Here is an 18,026-nt window from a genome sequence, read left to right on the forward strand (position 1 = left end):
GAGTTATATATATTGTTTTTCTAGGGATCTATTTGTTATTTCTTTTGTGTTACCGGCTTCCGCTGTGTTGCATCGGGTTTTGCTGGTTTTGGTTTTTCAACTTTAGGCTTTTCTACCGGTTTTGGTTTCACTGCCACAGGTTTTTCTACCGGTTTAGGCTTCACTGTCACCGGTTTTTCAGGCGCTGTTCCAGCTTCATCGTTTCTTATCGCATCACCAATCACATCATTTATTAATGAATCAGCAACCTTATCTCTTAATCTTGAAATATCTTCTGCTGAAACTGGTTTTACTTTCTTCAGGGCTGTTGAATCTCTCTTTTCGCAAACAACCTGGTTGGTATATTTAATATTAATCGTTTTGTACTGTCTGGCGATGACCTGAGGCATAGCCCTTTTATAAAAAATATGCAGGTTTTTCATTTTAACATCAAGTGAATCTGCATTGCCCAATATAATATGTTCATCACCGACCCGCGGAATCAAAACCATGTCGTTTTTATCATCTACAATAATTTGTTCAATCTGAGAATCCCATAAAGTATCTCTTTTGATGTATTGCGCTGTTTTATACAAATCTCTGGCCAATTGTGTATGCAAAGTATCCACACGACTGCCAAATACCTCTGCAATATTTCCGGTAGCGACCAGAACATTTGCCGTGAAATTTGATGAGATCGGCATTTTTAAACCATCATTATCGATATAAAAATCTTGTCCGCCATTGTTTAAAATTCGCAGTATTGGCTGTCTTTGTTTTACCTCAATGTGCATTACCCCATCCATATCTACATACACTTTTGCAAAACCGATGTATGGATTAGACCTTAATTTCTTTTCGATTTGATGAATGTTGATATTTTCAAGGTTCCTGCCCAAAAGCACTCCCTGATCTTCTCTTAGGATAGCATCAATTTCTTCACGTTCAATAAAATTATCTGCACCAGGAATTAAAATCTTAACGTTGGTACATTTAACGGTTTGTTTTTTAACATTGATAAAACTCAATAGTACAACCACTCCGCACAAGCTAATCAGCCATGCAAACCCAAAATATATTGCTTTCCAGTTAATCCGTTTAAGCATTGTTAATGGTGTTTTTTAAGGGTTCAATTAATGTGTCTATATCTCCTGCTCCAACGGTTAAAATCAGTTCGGGTTTTGTTTCTTTAACGTATTTAACTACAAATTCCTTTGTACAAACCTGTTTATTATTCAATGTAATTTTATCCAGCAGGTAAGCAGCGTTTATGCCTTCAATGGGTAATTCCCGTGCAGGATAAATCTCCAGCAACATCAACTCATCTGCAGTACTTAATACTTTTGCAAAATCATCGGCAAAATCCCGGGTACGGCTAAATAAATGCGGTTGAAAAACTACTGTTAATTTCTTATCCGGGTATAACTGCCTAACGGCATCAAAGCAGGCCTTTAATTCTTCAGGATGATGTGCATAATCATCGATATAAATTTGCCTGTCGTTATTAACCACATATTCGAAACGACGTTTAACACCTTTAAAACTCGCTACTGCCTGTTTAACCTTTTCTGCATCAATACCCAACTGTAAAGCAATTGCAATTGCTGCGGTTGTATTTTCAACATTGTGCTTGCCGGGCAACATCAGGTTCAAATCTTTTATAGTATGCGAAGCATCTGTATAATCGAAAACAAATTTTGAACCTTCAACTCTTAAGTTTTCTGCCCGGGCAGTTGCCGTTGAGCTTGCTGCATAAGTGATTGCTTCTTTTAATGGCAATCCTTCATGCGCATATAACTTGCCGCCCTCTTTTAGCTGGTTAGCAAATAAATGAAATGATTCTTCTAAATGACGCTTATCACCGTAAATATCCAAATGATCCGCATCCATCGAAGTAATTACAGCTACATCAGGATGAAGGGTTAAAAACGAACGATCGTATTCATCTGCTTCAACAACTACAACATTATTTTTGCCAAACAGTACATTACTGTTATAATTGCTGGTAATGCCGCCTAAAAAAGCAGTACAATCGTAACCCGTATCTTTTAAAAGATGAGCTACAATGGATGATGTAGTAGTTTTACCATGTGTGCCGGCTACTGCAATGCAGAACATGCCTTTACTGATAATTCCTAAAACCTCTGACCGTTTTTTTAAACTAAAGTTTTTGTTTTTAAAGTGATTTAAAATTTTGGAATCTTTTGGAATGGCAGGGGTATAAACAACCAGTGTATCATCATGTTTATCCAGAAATGCGCATGGCAATGCAGCTGCTTCATCTAAATAAGAAATTAATATCCCTTCCTGTTCTAGTGTTTCGGTTAATTTGGTTCTGGTTTTATCATAACCGCAAACCGCAACACCCCGCTTAGCAAAATAACGGGCAAGCGCACTCATCCCGATACCACCGATACCCACGAAATACGCTCTGTTTATTTTGTCTAATTCCATTTCTTCTTAACTAAGCTGAAAGATGAAAAACCAAAGCTTAAAGCTGTCTTTCTTTCGTTCAGGTATATTATCTCCAATTATTATTATCTATTATTCTAGTTTTTTATCAACTTCAAAACTTCATTTGCAATAATCTCATCTGCTTGCGGCAGAGCCATTTTACCAATGTTTTCGGATAGCTTTTCGCAAAGTGTTTTATCTTTCAACATTTTTAAGGCTTCTGCAACCAATGTATCTTCTGCTGAACGATCGTTTATTAAGATGGCCGCATTATTTTTAACCAAAGCCATTGCATTTTTGGTTTGATGATCTTCTGCAACATTTGGAGAAGGCACCAAAATCACCGGTTTTTTAATTAAGCAAAGTTCTGCAATGGTTCCTGCACCTGCCCTGCTGATGATTACATCTGCAGCAGCATAAGCTAAATCCATTTTATTTAAAAACTCCAGAATCCGGACGTTAGGGTGATAATCCAGTCCTAATCTTTCCATAATTCCTTTGTAGTAAAACTTACCTGTTTGCCAAATTACCTGCACATCTTCGGCAAGTATTTCGGGCAAATGTTTTTCAATACTTTTGTTTAAAGTTCCGGCGCCAAGACTTCCGCCTGTAACCAAAATAATTTTCTTTTGAGGATCGAGCTTTAGCAACTCTGCACCTGCATAATGTTTTCCTTTAATATCAACAACTTCGGTCCGTACCGGGTTTCCGGTTTTCAATATTTTATCAGCTGGAAAAAACTGTTCCATTTCATCAAAAGCCACACAAATTTTTGAAGCTTTTTTACCCAGCCATTTATTGGTTACTCCTGCATAAGAGTTTTGTTCCTGTATTAAGTATGGAATACCCTTTGAAGATGCGGCATACAATAAAGGCCCTGATGCATACCCACCTACACCAACCACAACATCCGGTTTAAACTCTTTAATAATTTGCATAGCCTTACGCACACTGCCAATTACTTTAAAAGGGAGCGCCAGATTTTTAACAATCGACCCTCTTTGTATTCCACTAATATTTAAACCAACAATCTTATATCCGGCTGCAGGAACTTTTTCCATTTCCATACGGCCTGTGGCGCCCACAAATAAAATTTCACAAGCGGGCACAATACGCTTAAGCGCATTGGCTATGGCCACGGCGGGAAAAATATGCCCGCCAGTGCCACCACCTGATATGATAATTTTTGGGGAATTATTCATTTTTAATTTTCTTTCTATTTATTACTATTCAACTAAAGCCTGTCTCTGCTTTAAGATTGCTTCGTTCCTCGCAATGACGTGGAGATGAAACATTCGCTTCAATTTAAGCTTTCAGCTTTTACGCCATTGCCGGAATTTCTCCAACAATGACTTTATTTTTTATTTTTTCTTTATCTTCTTTGGTACCCACTCCGGCATTTTCTTCAACATCCCGGCTTACGCTCAAAATAATACCAAAAGCCACACTGGTAAAAATCATAGATGTACCACCCATGCTTACTAATGGCAACGGCACACCCGTTACCGGACCTAAACCAACCGCAACAGCCATATTGGCAAATGCCTGTATGGTTAAACTAAAACTTAATCCTGCGGCCAGCAAAGCCCCAAATGCCTTGGGGGCCTTTGTTACTATTTTTATACACCGGTATAAGAGCACCAGGTAAAGCATCATAATTATAATTCCCCCCAGTGTTCCCCATTCTTCAATAATAATGGCGAAAATAAAATCGGAATATGGGTGCGGAAGGAAATTACGCTGTGTGCTATTACCTGGTCCTTTACCAAAAACACCACCAGTAGCCAGGGCAATTTTTGCCTGATCTGCCTGGAAAGTTTTATCTGAGTGCTGCATCTCCGGATGCATAAACGAGTTAATACGCGACATGTACGTTTTTCTCCTTGGTCCCAAAAAGAACACGAACATGAGCAAAATCAATCCGCCTGCACAAACTATTGCAATTTGTTTTATACTAATTCTACCTATAATAAGCAGTAAAATACTTACACCAAACAACATTAAAGCTGTTGATAAATTGGCCAGCGCAATTAACACGAAAACCACACAAACAGAACCCATAATTGGAATAAATGATTCTTTTACATTCTTGATGTTTTCCTGTTTCTTGGTCAGCATCCTGGCTAAAAAGGTAATTAAAGCCAGTTTAGCCAAATCGGATGTTTGAAAGGTTAAGCCAATTACCGGAATTTTAACCCAGCGTGATGCATCGTTTAAGTTTGTACCAAATATTAATGTATAAATCAATAAAGGTATGGTTACAATCATCAATACCTTAGAAATACCTGCATAGTACCGGTAATCCAGTAAGTGAGCGATGTAAATCATGCCAATACCCAAAAGCACAAAAATAAGGTGCTTGGTTAATAATAATTTTTCTACCCCAATACCTTTTTTATAGGCTAAAGTTCCAGTTGCGCTATATACAGCCATCACTGATATAAGCGAAAGCAGGATGATGATCAGCCAGATCCATCTATCGCCTTTTGTTTTATTAAGTAGTGCCTGCAACATATTACAACCTCCTTCTATAATTCTCTTACTGCCGCTTTAAACTGATTGCCGCGGTCTTCATAATTTTTAAACAAATCAAAACTTGCACATGCCGGTGATAATAAAACAGTATCGCCACGCTTTGCCAGATGATAAGCTATTTGTGCAGCTTCATCAGCCGAAAAAGTATTCACAATCACATCCACATCATCTTCAAAAGCATCATGTATCCGTTTGTTATCTTTACCCAAACAAACAATTGCTTTTACCTTACTTTTTACCAAATCCTTAAGCATGTTGTAATCATTTCCCTTATCAACGCCACCCATAATCAGTATTACATCGGTGCTCATGCTTTCTAAAGCATACCAGGTAGAATTTACATTGGTAGCCTTACTATCATTAATAAAATCTATTCCTGAAATTTTGGCTACGTGTTCCAATCTGTGCTCAATATTCTTGAAATCACCCATACTTTCGCGAATGGAATCATTTCTTAATTCTAATACTTTTGCAACAATGCCCGAAGCCATAGAATTGTAAATGTTGTGCTTGCCTTGTAAGGCTAAATCTGAAATAGACATGGTTAGTTCGTTATTTGGTTCTATAAGGATGTGTATGGTATCGTTCTCTAAAAAAGCGCCTGTCTCTACTTTCTTAGTGATTGAAAAGGGATAAGTTTTAGCCTGAGGCTTAATATTTTTTAAAGCTTTTAAACTTTCTTCGTCATCAGCGCAGTAGATAAAAACATCGTTTCCGGTCTGGTTTTGAATAATCCGCATTTTAGATGCCGCATAGTTTTCCAGCTTATAATCGTAACGGTCTAAATGATCTGGTGTAATGTTAAGCAAAACAGCTACATCAGCCTTGAACTTGAACATATCGTCCAGCATAAAGCTTGAGATTTCTAAAACATACCAATCGAAATGTTCGGTAGCCACCTGCGCTGCAAAGCTTTGCCCGATATTGCCTGCCAAACCCACATTTAACCCAGCTTTTTTCAAAATATGATAAGTAAGCAAACTTGTGGTCGATTTCCCGTTGGAACCGGTAATACAAATGGTTTTTGCATTAGTATACCTTTTCGCAAACTCAATTTCTGAGATCACAGAAATACCTTTTGCAACCAGTTTTTTAATGATAGCTGCTGTTGCAGGGATGCCCGGGCTTTTAATTACCTCATCTGCATTCAGAATTAAATCTTCTGTATGTTTTTCAGATTCGAAAGCAATAGACAATTTTTTTAAGGCTGCTTTATAATGATCTGTAATTACACCGAAATCGGATACAAATACATCAAAGCCTTGCTGTTGTGCCAATTTTGCAGCACCAACACCGCTTTCGCCGGCGCCTAAAATAACTACACGGCTCTGCCCTGCCATTTCTGACTTCGCTTTGCTTTGTGTTAAATTAGGATTGATGCTCATTATATTGTCTTTTTAATATTTTTATGTTTTATCTTAATTTCAAGGTTACAATGGTCATAATGGCCAGCATAATTCCGATAATCCAAAACCTGGTTACAATTTTAGCCTCGTGATAACCTTTCTTTTGATAATGGTGGTGTAAAGGCGACATCAGGAAAATCCTCCGGCCTTCGCCAAATTTTTTCTTTGTGTATTTGAAATAGGAAACCTGCATAATTACAGAAACCAGTTCAACCAGGAACAAACCGCATAAAATCGGGATCAAAAGTTCTTTGCGGATCATGATGGCAAAAGCAGCGATGATTCCTCCAATGGCTAAACTTCCGGTATCGCCCATAAAAACCTGAGCCGGATAGGAATTATACCAAAGAAAGCCAACACATGCCCCAACAAAAGCACCAGCAAAAATCATGAGCTCTCCCGAATTGGGGATGTACATAATATTGAGGTAATCTGCAATTACCGTGTTACCCGAAACGTAGGCCAAAATTCCGAGTGTTGTACCAATAATAGCTGATGTTCCTGTTGCCAGCCCATCGATACCATCGGTTATATTAGCCCCGTTTGATACTGCTGTAATAATAAAAACGGTAAAAGCCAGAAACACAATAAATGCATATTTTTCATAACCATCGCCTAAAAACTTAAGCACCTTTGCATAATCAAACTCATTATTTTTATAAAAAGGCATATTGGTTTTAGTCGATTTTACATCCTGCGTATAATAGAATGTTTCGCCTTTCTGACGCAAAACCATCGGTGCTGCCGAGGTATTTTTAACATTATCCTGAACGGTTTCTCTAACAACAATGTTAGGATTGAAATACATCGTCCAGCCAATAATTAAGCCCAAACCTACCTGACCAACCACTTTAAAACGACCGGCTAGACCTTCTTTATTCTTTTTAAATACCTTGATATAATCATCAAGGAAACCAATTGCACCCATCCAAATGGTGGTTACAATCATCAGGATAACATAAACATTGGTAATATTGGCGAATAAGATTGTTGGGATCAAAATACCAAGCAAAATCATAATACCACCCATAGTTGGCGTACCTTGTTTTTGCATTTGCCCTTCCAGACCTAAGTTCCTAACCGTTTCTCCAACCTGCATTTTATGCAGAAAATCGATAATTCTACGGCCATATACGGTTGTAATAATTAAAGAAAGGATAATAGAAATAGAGGCACGGAAAGTAATGTATTGAAACAACCTTAATCCGGGTATATCGTAGTGCTTATGCAGGTATTCGAATAATAAATATAACATCAGCTTAAGGGTTTAGTTGTTCCATCAATAGTTCTTTATCGTCAAAATGGTTTCTTACCCCATTTATTTCCTGATATTTTTCATGGCCTTTTCCGGCTACAAGAATAATATCTCCGCTTTGTGCCAAATGGCAAGCGGTTTTTATAGCTTCCTTTCTATCCAAAATGGATATCGTTTTACGTTTATTTGTTGGCGATACACCGGCTTCCATTTCGGTAATAATACTTTGCGGATCTTCAGTGCGTGGATTATCGGATGTAAGGATTACTTTATCACTCCAATCGCAGGCAACCTGAGCCATAATCGGGCGTTTTGTTTTATCACGATCGCCACCGCAGCCAATTACTGTAATCACCTGTTCCGTTCCTTTACGGATATTTGCAATGGTGCTCAATACGTTTTGTACCGCATCAGGCGTGTGTGCATAATCTACAATACCAATAATATGATCTGCAGAAGTAATGTAATCGAAACGACCCTCTGCACCACTCAAACGACTTAACAGAGTTAAAACCTTAAGTTTATCCTGCTCCAGCAGAATGGCTGTTCCGTAAACGGCAAGCAAATTATATGCGTTAAAAGAACCCACCAATTTGAAGTAAACATCTTCATTATCAATATCCAGGTGTAAACCACTAAATTGGTTTTCTATAATTTTTGCTTTAAAATCTGCCAGTTGTTTTAGCGCATAAGTCTTTTTATGAGCCTTTGTATTTTGCAACATGACCATACCGTTTTTATCATCGATATTGGTCAATGCAAAAGCAGATTTAGGTAAACCATCAAAAAATGCTTTTTTGGCTTTTAAATAACTGTCGAAGGTTTTGTGAAAATCTAAATGATCGTGTGTTAAATTAGAAAAAACGCCACCAGCAAATGTTAAACCTTCAATACGGTGTTGCGAAACCGCATGCGAGCTTACTTCCATAAAACAATAGTCGCAGCCGGCATTAACCATCTCCTTTAATAAAGCATTTAATGCAATTGGATTAGGCGTGGTATGCGTAGCCGGAACTACAACATCATGAATATAATTTTCAACAGTAGACAGCAAACCTGTTTTATAACCCAGATCTTTAAACAACTTAAATAAAATGGTTGCAATAGTTGTTTTACCATTTGTTCCGGTAATGCCAATCAGTTTTAAGGATGCCGAAGGGTTTCCGAAAAAGTTACCGGACATAATTCCAAGGGCTACTGAAGAATTTTGAACTTTTACATAGGTAACTTCAGAATCAATATTTTCAGGTAAAACCTCGCAAACAATTACCGCAGCTCCCATACCAATTGTTTGACCGATATAAGTATGTGCGTCAACCGCAGTACCAACGATGGCAAAGAAAACATCGTCTTTTTCTATTTTACGGGAATCAAAATTTAGCGCATGAATACTTCTATCGGTTTTGCCAACCAATTCTTGTATTGTTACACCATAAAGTAAATCCTGTAATTTCATATTTTTAATTTTGAATGAATGAATTTTGAATCAATGGCCTTAATACCCTATAATTCAACTAATTCCATCATTTACTATTCTAACATTATTTCTACACCCAAACCCTTGCCCACTCTTGTTCCGGCCAGTACAGATTGAGTAACTACTTTTCCTGAGCCAATTACCTTTGTTTTTAATCCGGCATTCCCTAAAAGATATAAGGCATCTTTTAAACCCATACCGGCAACATTTGGCATCACTCCTTTATGCTCATTGTTTTCCTGAAACACGGTACCTGCACTGGTATCAATGGTATTATAATATTCGGATTTAGAAGCAAAAAGTGGCTTAAATCCAAATGCTTTATATACTTTTTGAGTGGCCTTACTTTGTCCGGCTTTAGTTGGCGGATTACCAGTATTGCCCACCAAACGGGTAGGTACATCATTATACATTTGCATATCGCTGGCATAAATACGGTCAGCAATCTCTCTAAAAACCGGCCCCGAAACCAAAGCACCATAATAGCCACCTCTGGGATCGTTAATTACAACAATCATTGAATACTTTGGCTTGTCGGCAGGAAAATACCCCACAAATGAAGCCTGATATTGTTTATTTGCTTTATAACCTTTATTAGCATCAGCCACTTGCGCTGTACCGGTTTTACCAGCTATTTTATACAAAGGATTATAAACATATTGCTTACCACTACCCTCTATAACTACACCTTCGAGCATGTTTTTGATTTTGCTTAATGTAACATCCGAACAGATTTTTGGATTAATTACACGTGCCTTAAACTGCTCAATAGGGTTACCCAGTCTTCTGATCTCTTTTACAAAAATTGGCGCTATGTATTTTCCGTTGTTAGCTACAGCATTATAAAATGATAACATTTTCAACGGCGTTAATTGCATTTCATAACCATAAGCCATTTGTGGCAAAGTCATGTTTTTGTTCCAGCTTTTATTTTTTGGGCTTTTAATAACTGGCTGTGCTTCACCCGGAATTTGCAAAACCATTTTTTCGTTCAGGTGCCAATCGTATAAATGATCGGTAAATTTAGATTGATCATCTTTATATCTATTGTTAACTAAATAAGCAACAGCGGCATTAGAAGATTGTTCAAAAGCCTTTTTAACCGTAACCGTACCAATACTTCCGTGAGAATCCTTAATCGTATGACCGGGAATCTGATAGGTTCCGGTTCCTACTAAAGTTCCGGTATCAACCAGTTTATCCTCAAGTAAGGCCATATAAGATGCCAGTTTAAAGGTGGAACCAGGATCCTGATTACCTGCTATTGCATAATTAAATTGTTCTTTGTAAACACCCTCTGAGACCTTTGAGAAATTGGCTACCGCTCTAACTTCACCGGTTGCAACTTCCATTACAATCACTGCACCGTGATCGGCCTGGTATTTAATCAACTGCTTTTCTAAGGCACTTTGTGCCAAATCCTGCATATTGATGTCAATGGTCGAAATAATATCCGCTCCATCTTTTGGCGCAACCTCTGCCTCCTCATTAACCGGAATGTAAACGCCACCAGCAATACGCTGCATTAGCCTTTTTCCGGTTTCACCGTTAATGTATTCTTTGTAAGCGCCTTCTAAACCAACACCATTTTTTACATTTTCATTTTTATACCCAATGGTACGTGCCGCAAGTGCTTTAAATGGCAAAATGCGCTTGTTTTGCTGCACAGCAATTAAACCACCACTAAATTTGCCAATGTTATACAAAGGAAAAGTTCTGATCGTTTTCAAGTCAGCATAACCTACTTTACGGTGAATCAATAAATAACGGGCGCTATCCTGGCGTGCTGTGCGCAGGTAACGTGCATATTCTTTAGGTGTTTTATCCTGGAATAACTGAGCTAACCTCATTCCTAAAGAATCGACTTTCTCATTAAAAATTTTATCATCCTGAATTCCACCGGCGTACATGTCCATACGCAACTCGTATTCAGGAACAGAGGTTGCCAGTAAACTTCCGTCGTTAGAATAAATGTTGCCACGGGTGGCCTCAACATTTACATACCTTGTAGAAAGACTATCTGCCATAGCTTTCCATTTATGCCCCTGTACAAATTGTACCTGCCCAAGGCGAAGAAATACCGCCAAAGCAAAAAGCACAATTAAGCCAAATGCCAGATATACACGAAGCAATATGTTTGCTCTAATATTCATCGCTTTTAACAATTATTTTTTTTGGTGGCTCAATTAGTTCTTTTATTCCAAGGGTATCTACCTTTTTAGCAACCTCTGTTAATTTGCTTTTAAACATAAGGTCGGCTTTTAAAGATTTATACTCCCATCTTAATTCTTTTACTTCTTTATTTAATTTATCAATGCGGCGCACATTATTTACCGCAAAGTGGCTGTTAGCAATATAAATCATACCCAACAAAGCCAAAAAACACAAATAAGGCAAAGCATTTGTTGCGGCTTCTTTGGTTACTAATCCATCATTAAAAAGCTTGCTGATAAATGAATTGCTATCCATTTTTTCTTCAGCAGTTTTTGGCCTTTTGGGAGGTGCCTTTAACTCTGGTTCAGGTCCTAATTCCTCTTCTTCTATATCTTCCCTAAACCTGTTCATATTTTTTCTGCAATTCTTAATTTTGCACTTCTGGCTCTGTTATTCTGCGCTATTTCTTCATCAGTTGCCACAATTGCCTTACGGGTAATTACATTAAAAGGCTTTTGCTGGTTACCAAAAAAATCTTTATCTACCTCGCCCTGAAATTTCCCTTTAGCCATGAAGTTTTTAACCGGCCTGTCTTCTAATGAATGATAAGACATCACCACCAAACGACCTTCAGGCTTTAAAACATCTGCGGTTTGCAATAGAAAATCTTCCAGAACACGCATTTCAGCGTTTACTTCTATGCGTAAAGCCTGAAACACCTGAGCCAGATATTTATTCTCCTTCCCTTTTGGGATAAAGCTTGAGATAGCAGATTTAAAACTATCAATATCAGTAAAAGGCTTATCTAAACGGGCCGTAACTACAGCACGGGCTAAAGATTTTGCATTTTTAACTTCACCATAAATGCCAAAAATTTTATGCAATTCGGCTTCCGGATAGGTATTTAAAACTTCGGCAGCAGTTAACTTCCCGTGCTGATCCATACGCATATCCAAATCGGCATTATAACGGATGGAAAAACCGCGTTCGGCCTGATCAAACTGATGCGATGAAACACCAAGATCAGCCAGAATACCATCAACCTGCCTGAAACCTTTTAAGCGAAGGTTATTTTTAAGAAATCCAAAATTCTGATCAATAAAAATAAACCGTTCATCTGCCGGGATATTCTTTTGCGCATCAAGATCCTGATCAAAAGCAATTAACCTGCCTTTAGATCCTAAATGTTTTAAAATTTCTTTTGAATGACCTCCTCCACCGAAAGTAACGTCAACATAAACCCCATCAGGCTTAATATTTAAACCATCAATGCAAGGCTGCAACATCACCGGTACATGATAACTATTCTCCATCTGCAGCTCCTTTCTTTCCACCCATCACTTCCTCTGCCAGATTAGCAAAGTTTTCAGGCTCATTATCAAGTAAATCATCGTAAGCCGATTTAGCCCAAACTTCAATTTTATTAAACTGACAAGCTAAAACAACATCACCACTGATGCCGGCAAATTCCAATAAAGATTTCGGCAACAATACACGTCCGGAAGCATCAAGCGTTAACTCGGATGCACCACGTGTAAAAAAGCGGATAAATTCACGGGTTTTCTTTTCGTACTGATTTAACTTACTTAAATCGGCTACAATTTCATCCCATACTTTTTTTGGATAAATAACCAGATGTTTCTCAAAACCACGGTTAATTACCAATCCATCACGCTCCGCTTCAGGCAATTGCTTCTTAAGCGAAGCAGGCACCATAAGGCGGCCTTTCGCGTCAAGTTTACAATCAAATTCTCCTAAAAGTTGAGTCATAGTGGTATCTACACTTTTTATGTAGTGTAAAAGTAAATAGTTCTACCACATTTTACCACTTTTTACCACAAAAAAGTTTTCAACACCTCTTTTCTCCCACCAGACCGCTAAAAAAGTGCAGCAAAGTACAATAAAAAAACCGCCAAATCGATATCAATTTGGCGGTTTTTAAAAAGCTGGAGCTTTAAAAGCCAATAAAAATAAATTTTATCGACCTGATATTAAATTAGTTATTCATTAATTGCTTTTACACCTGGCAATTCTTTTCCTTCCATATATTCTAACAAAGCACCACCCCCGGTAGAAACGTAGCTTACTTCATCTTCCAAACCGAATTTCGCAATTGCAGCGGCAGAATCTCCACCTCCAATTAGCGAAAATGCACCATTATTTCTGGTTGCCGCCACTACTGCCTCAGCAACAGCTTTAGTGCCAGCCTGGAAGTTTTCCATTTCGAAAACACCCATTGGGCCATTCCACAATAAAGTTTTAGATTTTTTAATAACGTCTTCAAATAAAGCAACGGATTTTGGACCGATATCCAGGCCCATCCAGTCTGCAGGAATTTGACCAGAATCCACATCTTTTTTAGCTGCATCGTTCGCAAATTTATCTGCAATAACCGTATCAACAGGTAAAATTAAATTCACACCCTTTGCTTTAGCTTTTTCTATTAATTCTAACGAAAGTTCTTGTTTATCAGCTTCTAAAAGTGAAGTACCGATTTCTCCTCCCTGCGCCTTTGCAAAGGTATAAGCCATACCACCACCAATAATCAGATTATCTACTTTTTCTAATAATTTCTCGATTAAAAGAATTTTATCAGAAACTTTTGCCCCACCCATAATTGCCGTAAATGGTCTTTCAGGATGATTCAGGATTTTTTCAGCATTTGCAACTTCAGCAGCCATTAAATACCCGAAATATTTGGCGTCAGGGAAAAACTGAGCAATTACCGCTGTTGAAGCATGTGCACGGTGAGCGGTTCCGAAAGCATCGTTCACATAAACATCACCCAGCTTAGATAATTTTTCAGCAAAAGCAACATCGCCTTTCTCTTCTTCTTTGTAAAAACGAAGATTTTCTAATAATAAAACTTCTCCGGGAAATAAATTTTTAGCCTGATTGACGGCACTTTCACCGATGCAATCATCTGCAAATTTCACTTCCAGGTCCAACATACGTGAAAGATCTCCAAGTATGTGTTTTAATGAATATTTATCTGTAGGACCATCTTTAGGGCGACCTAAATGCGACATTAAAACCACTGAACCGCCATCATTTAAAATTTTAGTAATGGTTGGCAAGGCAGCACGCATTCTTTTATCATCTGTAATTTTAAAATCTGCATCTAAAGGCACATTAAAATCTACCCGAATCAACGCTTTTTTATCCTTAAAGTTTAACTGGTCTATCGTTTTCATATATTTTATTTTGTGATTATTTTAAGTTTAATTTCATTTCGTAATGGAAGCCGATCCCGGGAATATCAAATTCAGGTGAATCTGTTGAAAAACCTAATTTCTTATAAAAAGATGCCGCACTGGAGCGTGCATTACACCATAAATAATCTATTTGATACTCTTTTAAGTAATCAACAGCAAAAAGAATAAGCGCTGCTCCATAACCTCTTCCATTAAAATCGGGATGCGTGGCCATACCCCGCAGTTGGTATCCGCTGCCCATATCAGGAAAAAAATCATTTTTCATGAAACTGGCGATTGATCTGATCTGGTCGTCGGCAACAAAACCGAGATGGAAAGTATCATATCGATCATCTCCTTCAAAAACGCATGCTGAAAAGGGTTTCCCATTGCGCAACACCAAACTTCTTAAAGGCAATACTTCTTCCGGCTGGATAAATTTGACCATTTCTCTTAATTTACACTTCTTTTGTTGCTTCTATCTTTTTAATTAAATCAATCAGGCGGCTGCTGTAACCGTATTCATTATCGTACCAACCCACCACTTTAACTAAATCTCCAACAATTGAAGTCAGCTGTGCATCAAATATACAAGAATGCGGGTTATCTATAATATCAACGGATACGATTGGATCTTCAGTATACTCCAGTACGGTTTTCAATTCTCCTTCCGCAGCTTTTTTAAATGCTGCATTAATTTCTGCAACAGATGTTTTTTGCTTTAAAAGACAAGTAAAATCTGTTAAAGAGCCATTTAAAACAGGAACCCGGATTCCTGCTCCTCCTAAACGACCATCTAATTCAGGAAAAATATGTGTTATTGCTTTTGCCGCTCCTGTTGTAGTTGGAATAATCGACGATGAGGCCGCTCTGGCCCTGCGCAAATCCTTATGGTTGGCGTCATGAAGATTCTGATCGCCCGTCATAGAATGGATAGTGGTAATATAACCTTCCTCAACTCCCCAGTTATCATTTAAAATTTTAATCATGGGCGCAATGTTGTTGGTTGTACAACTTGCATTAGATAAAATTGGACTACTTAAATCTAATAACTGATCATTTACACCTAAAACGACCATTGGGATATCTTCAGCAGCCGGGGCAGATATCAAAACCTGTTTAGCACCTGAGGTTAAATGTTTCTGAGCAGATTCACGATTTAAGTTTTTACCTGTACAATCTATTACTAAATCTACCCTTAGTGCTTCCCACGGAAGTTCATCGGCATTTTTAATTGCAAAAACAGGAATAGAAGTTTCATTAATCAGAATAGCATCGGGTGCGGCATTGATCTGCCCTTTAAAAACACCATGAACGGTGTCGTACTTAAAAAGATGGGCCATTGTTTTAGCATCAGCTAAATCATTAATCGCTACAACCTCAAAACCTTCGGCTAATGCCAAACGCAAAAATGTTCTGCCTATCCTTCCGAAACCATTAATTGCCAGTCTCATTCTTATAAAATTAGAGCGCAAAATTAGTGTTTATTTTGGTATTTGACTTGCCAAACCTACTTATTAAGTTAAGCATTTACACTGTTGTGAATTATAGAAATCGGTCGATATGTAAACCATTAAATTACAGCAAATTAAAGCAAAATCAAATCATTTTTTAAAGCTTTTTTTATTTAACCAGACGGTAATAATGGTATTAAATACCACGCAGACACCAATGAGCAAAAAGATTAACAGAAAATTGCCCAGATTTTGAAGTAGAATAGTGGATATAATAATGACCACGTTTAATCCAGCGGTTAGCCAAACAATTTCGTTCGGTTTTAACCCTAAACGCTCCAGGCGGTGATGAATGTGATTTCGATCTCCTCTGAATGGAGATTTTCTCTTTAAAATACGGATACAGAAAATCCTTAATGAATCAAAAATAGGAACAATCAAAATCGATACAGCAATTGCTGGTGCAGAAAAATAATCAGGGGTAAATGTGCTTGTAAATTTATTCATTTCGATAAATTTTATGGCTAGGGCAGCACAAATCAAACCCGTAATTAAGGCACCTGTATCGCCCATAAATATTTTAGCGGGATACCAGTTAAATTTCAAAAAACCTCCTATTGCACCCATGAGTGCAAAAGCAATAAAGGCATAAGGTATTGCCCCCATCAATGAAAACAAAATACCGAAGGTAAGCGTAGCAATAATACCTATTGTAGCAGCCAAACCATCAATTCCATCAATTAAATTAAATGCATTATTTAAGAAAATAATCAGAATCACAGAAAAAACACCTCCCCAAAACATATTCATATCCCCGATATTGAATACACCATAAAGACTGGTTAGCCTAAAACTTCCAAAAGAAACTAATATAATGGCAACCAAAAGTTGTAACACAAACTTGGTGCTGGTGCTGGTTCCGTAAACATCATCTTTTAAACCCAAAGCGGCTAATATAATGCAGGAAACAATTAAAAAATTAGCTTCTTTAAAATTAATTAGTGCTGAAAAAAGCAGAATACTGATGGTAAAACTGGCTACAATTGCCAAACCTCCTAAGCGTGAAATATTCCTTTTGTGGTTCTTCCGGTGTAAATCATTGCTATCAAATAAATTATATTTTAGAGAAGCATAAATAACAGATGGGATACTAAACAATACGATTGCAAAGGCTAAAAATGCTATAGCTAAATAGAAAAATTCGGGATGAATATTTAGAAGATCTTTATGCAAAACGAAAGAATTATGACTAACAAATATACTAAATTAGCTAACTAATCAGACTAAAACCCACTAAACTGGCCTAGCTTAGAAAACTTTTTCCTAAATAAAGCCAGTAATGGCCAGCGAATTTTATTTCTTTTCAGTGCTTTATAATCATAAAATGCGGCATCTATCCTGCTTTTTAACGATTGATTACTAACGCCACCCGTACGCATATTTACCATGAGATAAGGTAAATAAGTGGTTTTAATTTTATGAATATAAAAATACCTTAATATTAAATCATAATCTGCAGCAGTGCCAAGATCCAGTGCATAAACTCCAAACAGATCAAATAGCGATCTTTTTAAATATAATGTTGGATGTGCAGGCATCCATCCCCGCTCAACATCATTAAAATCAGCCGGTTTTGAACGCCAGTTTCTGATTATTTTCTTTGTTGCCGGATCAACATAATTTAAGTCGCCATAAAGCCCTTCAATCTGTGGTTCTTTTATAAACGCATCTGCAACCAAACTTAATATATCTTTTCCGGCTAATACATCATCCGCGTTTAACAAGCCAATTACCTCTCCGGTAGCCAGTGCAATGCCTTTATTTATGGCATCATACAAACCCTTATCTTTTTCGGAAACAAAATGATGAATTTTAGATTTATACCTTTCTATAATTGAAAGTGTACTGTCTGTTGACCCCCCATCCACCACAATATATTCAACATCGGCATAATCCTGCGCTAAAATGGATTGAATACAATCTTCTAAATAAGCTTCGGCATTATAAACTACAGTGATCACAGATATCTTCATTTCAAGCTTAGCCTATTAAAGTAATCAGGTATTACTGAGGTAAAGATAATAACTGAAGGAAAGTTTAGGGATAAATACCCAAAAC

The 18,026-nt window shown here is 37.4% G+C and carries 16 protein-coding genes; all 16 read right to left on the reverse strand.

Annotated features, from left to right (window positions below; genetic code table 11):
- Positions 1-35: 35 nt before the first annotated feature.
- The 16 genes from O0955_RS11710 to O0955_RS11785 all read right to left on the reverse strand — a co-directional run bounded on the left by O0955_RS11710 (position 36) and on the right by O0955_RS11785 (position 17,941).
- Positions 36-1,085: a cell division protein FtsQ gene (locus O0955_RS11710; protein WP_269427722.1), complete on the reverse strand. Its 1,050-nt coding sequence runs from the start codon at positions 1,083-1,085 to the stop codon at positions 36-38.
- Positions 1,078-2,433 (reverse strand): UDP-N-acetylmuramate--L-alanine ligase, encoded by a 1,356-nt coding sequence (gene murC / locus O0955_RS11715; protein ID WP_269427723.1) that lies wholly within the window; start codon positions 2,431-2,433, stop codon positions 1,078-1,080. The genes O0955_RS11710 and murC overlap by 8 nt, the downstream gene beginning before the upstream one ends.
- Before the next feature lie 95 nt (positions 2,434-2,528).
- Positions 2,529-3,635 carry an undecaprenyldiphospho-muramoylpentapeptide beta-N-acetylglucosaminyltransferase gene (gene murG / locus O0955_RS11720; protein WP_269427724.1) on the reverse strand — a complete coding sequence of 369 codons (1,107 nt, stop codon included), beginning with the start codon at positions 3,633-3,635 and terminating at the stop codon, positions 2,529-2,531.
- 118 nt (positions 3,636-3,753) lie between these two features.
- On the reverse strand, positions 3,754-4,947 hold the full coding sequence (locus O0955_RS11725; protein WP_269427725.1) for an FtsW/RodA/SpoVE family cell cycle protein: 1,194 nt from the start codon (positions 4,945-4,947) through the stop codon (positions 3,754-3,756).
- Positions 4,948-4,961: 14 nt separating this feature from the next.
- A complete protein-coding gene (gene murD / locus O0955_RS11730) occupies positions 4,962-6,353 on the reverse strand; it encodes a UDP-N-acetylmuramoyl-L-alanine--D-glutamate ligase (RefSeq protein ID WP_428982411.1) in 1,392 nt (463 codons plus the stop codon).
- 28 nt (positions 6,354-6,381) lie between these two features.
- On the reverse strand, positions 6,382-7,629 hold the full coding sequence (gene mraY, locus O0955_RS11735) for a phospho-N-acetylmuramoyl-pentapeptide-transferase (RefSeq protein WP_269427726.1): 1,248 nt from the start codon (positions 7,627-7,629) through the stop codon (positions 6,382-6,384).
- A 4-nt stretch (positions 7,630-7,633) separates the two neighbouring features.
- Complete coding sequence (locus O0955_RS11740; protein WP_269427727.1) at positions 7,634-9,085, reverse strand: UDP-N-acetylmuramoyl-L-alanyl-D-glutamate--2,6-diaminopimelate ligase; 1,452 nt, start codon at positions 9,083-9,085, stop codon at positions 7,634-7,636.
- A 74-nt stretch (positions 9,086-9,159) separates the two neighbouring features.
- A complete protein-coding gene (locus tag O0955_RS11745; RefSeq protein ID WP_269427728.1) occupies positions 9,160-11,259 on the reverse strand; it encodes a penicillin-binding protein in 2,100 nt (699 codons plus the stop codon).
- On the reverse strand, positions 11,249-11,671 hold the full coding sequence (locus tag O0955_RS11750) for an FtsL-like putative cell division protein (RefSeq protein ID WP_269427729.1): 423 nt from the start codon (positions 11,669-11,671) through the stop codon (positions 11,249-11,251). Before O0955_RS11750 ends, O0955_RS11745 begins: the two co-directional genes overlap by 11 nt.
- Positions 11,668-12,573 carry a 16S rRNA (cytosine(1402)-N(4))-methyltransferase RsmH gene (gene rsmH / locus O0955_RS11755; RefSeq protein ID WP_269427730.1) on the reverse strand — a complete coding sequence of 302 codons (906 nt, stop codon included), beginning with the start codon at positions 12,571-12,573 and terminating at the stop codon, positions 11,668-11,670. Before rsmH ends, O0955_RS11750 begins: the two co-directional genes overlap by 4 nt.
- Positions 12,563-13,030, reverse strand: a complete 468-nt coding sequence (gene mraZ, locus O0955_RS11760; RefSeq protein ID WP_269427731.1) for a division/cell wall cluster transcriptional repressor MraZ — start codon at positions 13,028-13,030, stop codon at positions 12,563-12,565. The genes rsmH and mraZ overlap by 11 nt, the downstream gene beginning before the upstream one ends.
- A gap of 230 nt (positions 13,031-13,260) precedes the next feature.
- Positions 13,261-14,454: a phosphoglycerate kinase gene (locus O0955_RS11765; RefSeq protein WP_269427732.1), complete on the reverse strand. Its 1,194-nt coding sequence runs from the start codon at positions 14,452-14,454 to the stop codon at positions 13,261-13,263.
- Positions 14,455-14,470: 16 nt separating this feature from the next.
- A complete protein-coding gene (locus O0955_RS11770; protein ID WP_269427733.1) occupies positions 14,471-14,902 on the reverse strand; it encodes a GNAT family N-acetyltransferase in 432 nt (143 codons plus the stop codon).
- Between the two features lie 10 nt (positions 14,903-14,912).
- A complete protein-coding gene (gap, locus tag O0955_RS11775) occupies positions 14,913-15,908 on the reverse strand; it encodes a type I glyceraldehyde-3-phosphate dehydrogenase (RefSeq protein WP_269427734.1) in 996 nt (331 codons plus the stop codon).
- A gap of 150 nt (positions 15,909-16,058) precedes the next feature.
- On the reverse strand, positions 16,059-17,141 hold the full coding sequence (locus O0955_RS11780) for an MraY family glycosyltransferase (protein ID WP_269427735.1): 1,083 nt from the start codon (positions 17,139-17,141) through the stop codon (positions 16,059-16,061).
- Positions 17,142-17,191: 50 nt separating this feature from the next.
- Positions 17,192-17,941, reverse strand: a complete 750-nt coding sequence (locus O0955_RS11785) for a glycosyltransferase family 2 protein (RefSeq protein WP_269427736.1) — start codon at positions 17,939-17,941, stop codon at positions 17,192-17,194.
- Positions 17,942-18,026: the final 85 nt, after the last annotated feature.

The sequence above is a fragment of the Pedobacter punctiformis genome, assembly GCF_027213715.1.
Lineage (GTDB): Bacteria > Bacteroidota > Bacteroidia > Sphingobacteriales > Sphingobacteriaceae > Pedobacter > Pedobacter punctiformis.

Bases quoted from the DNA above. Each gene is read 5' to 3' on its own strand.
- O0955_RS11765 (WP_269427732.1), bottom strand. From the start codon at position 14,454: ATGAAAACGATAGACCAGTTAAACTTTAAGGATAAAAAAGCGTTGATT.
- O0955_RS11710 (WP_269427722.1), bottom strand. From the start codon at position 1,085: ATGCTTAAACGGATTAACTGGAAAGCAATATATTTTGGGTTTGCATGG.
- murC (WP_269427723.1), bottom strand. From the start codon at position 2,433: ATGGAATTAGACAAAATAAACAGAGCGTATTTCGTGGGTATCGGTGGT.
- murD (WP_428982411.1), bottom strand. From the start codon at position 6,353: ATGAGCATCAATCCTAATTTAACACAAAGCAAAGCGAAGTCAGAAATG.
- O0955_RS11740 (WP_269427727.1), bottom strand. From the start codon at position 9,085: ATGAAATTACAGGATTTACTTTATGGTGTAACAATACAAGAATTGGTT.
- O0955_RS11725 (WP_269427725.1), bottom strand. From the start codon at position 4,947: ATGTTGCAGGCACTACTTAATAAAACAAAAGGCGATAGATGGATCTGG.
- O0955_RS11750 (WP_269427729.1), bottom strand. From the start codon at position 11,671: ATGAACAGGTTTAGGGAAGATATAGAAGAAGAGGAATTAGGACCTGAA.
- O0955_RS11785 (WP_269427736.1), bottom strand. From the start codon at position 17,941: ATGAAGATATCTGTGATCACTGTAGTTTATAATGCCGAAGCTTATTTA.
- rsmH (WP_269427730.1), bottom strand. From the start codon at position 12,573: ATGGAGAATAGTTATCATGTACCGGTGATGTTGCAGCCTTGCATTGAT.
- murG (WP_269427724.1), bottom strand. From the start codon at position 3,635: ATGAATAATTCCCCAAAAATTATCATATCAGGTGGTGGCACTGGCGGG.
- mraY (WP_269427726.1), bottom strand. From the start codon at position 7,629: ATGTTATATTTATTATTCGAATACCTGCATAAGCACTACGATATACCC.
- gap (WP_269427734.1), bottom strand. From the start codon at position 15,908: ATGAGACTGGCAATTAATGGTTTCGGAAGGATAGGCAGAACATTTTTG.
- O0955_RS11745 (WP_269427728.1), bottom strand. From the start codon at position 11,259: ATGAATATTAGAGCAAACATATTGCTTCGTGTATATCTGGCATTTGGC.
- O0955_RS11770 (WP_269427733.1), bottom strand. From the start codon at position 14,902: ATGGTCAAATTTATCCAGCCGGAAGAAGTATTGCCTTTAAGAAGTTTG.
- mraZ (WP_269427731.1), bottom strand. From the start codon at position 13,030: ATGACTCAACTTTTAGGAGAATTTGATTGTAAACTTGACGCGAAAGGC.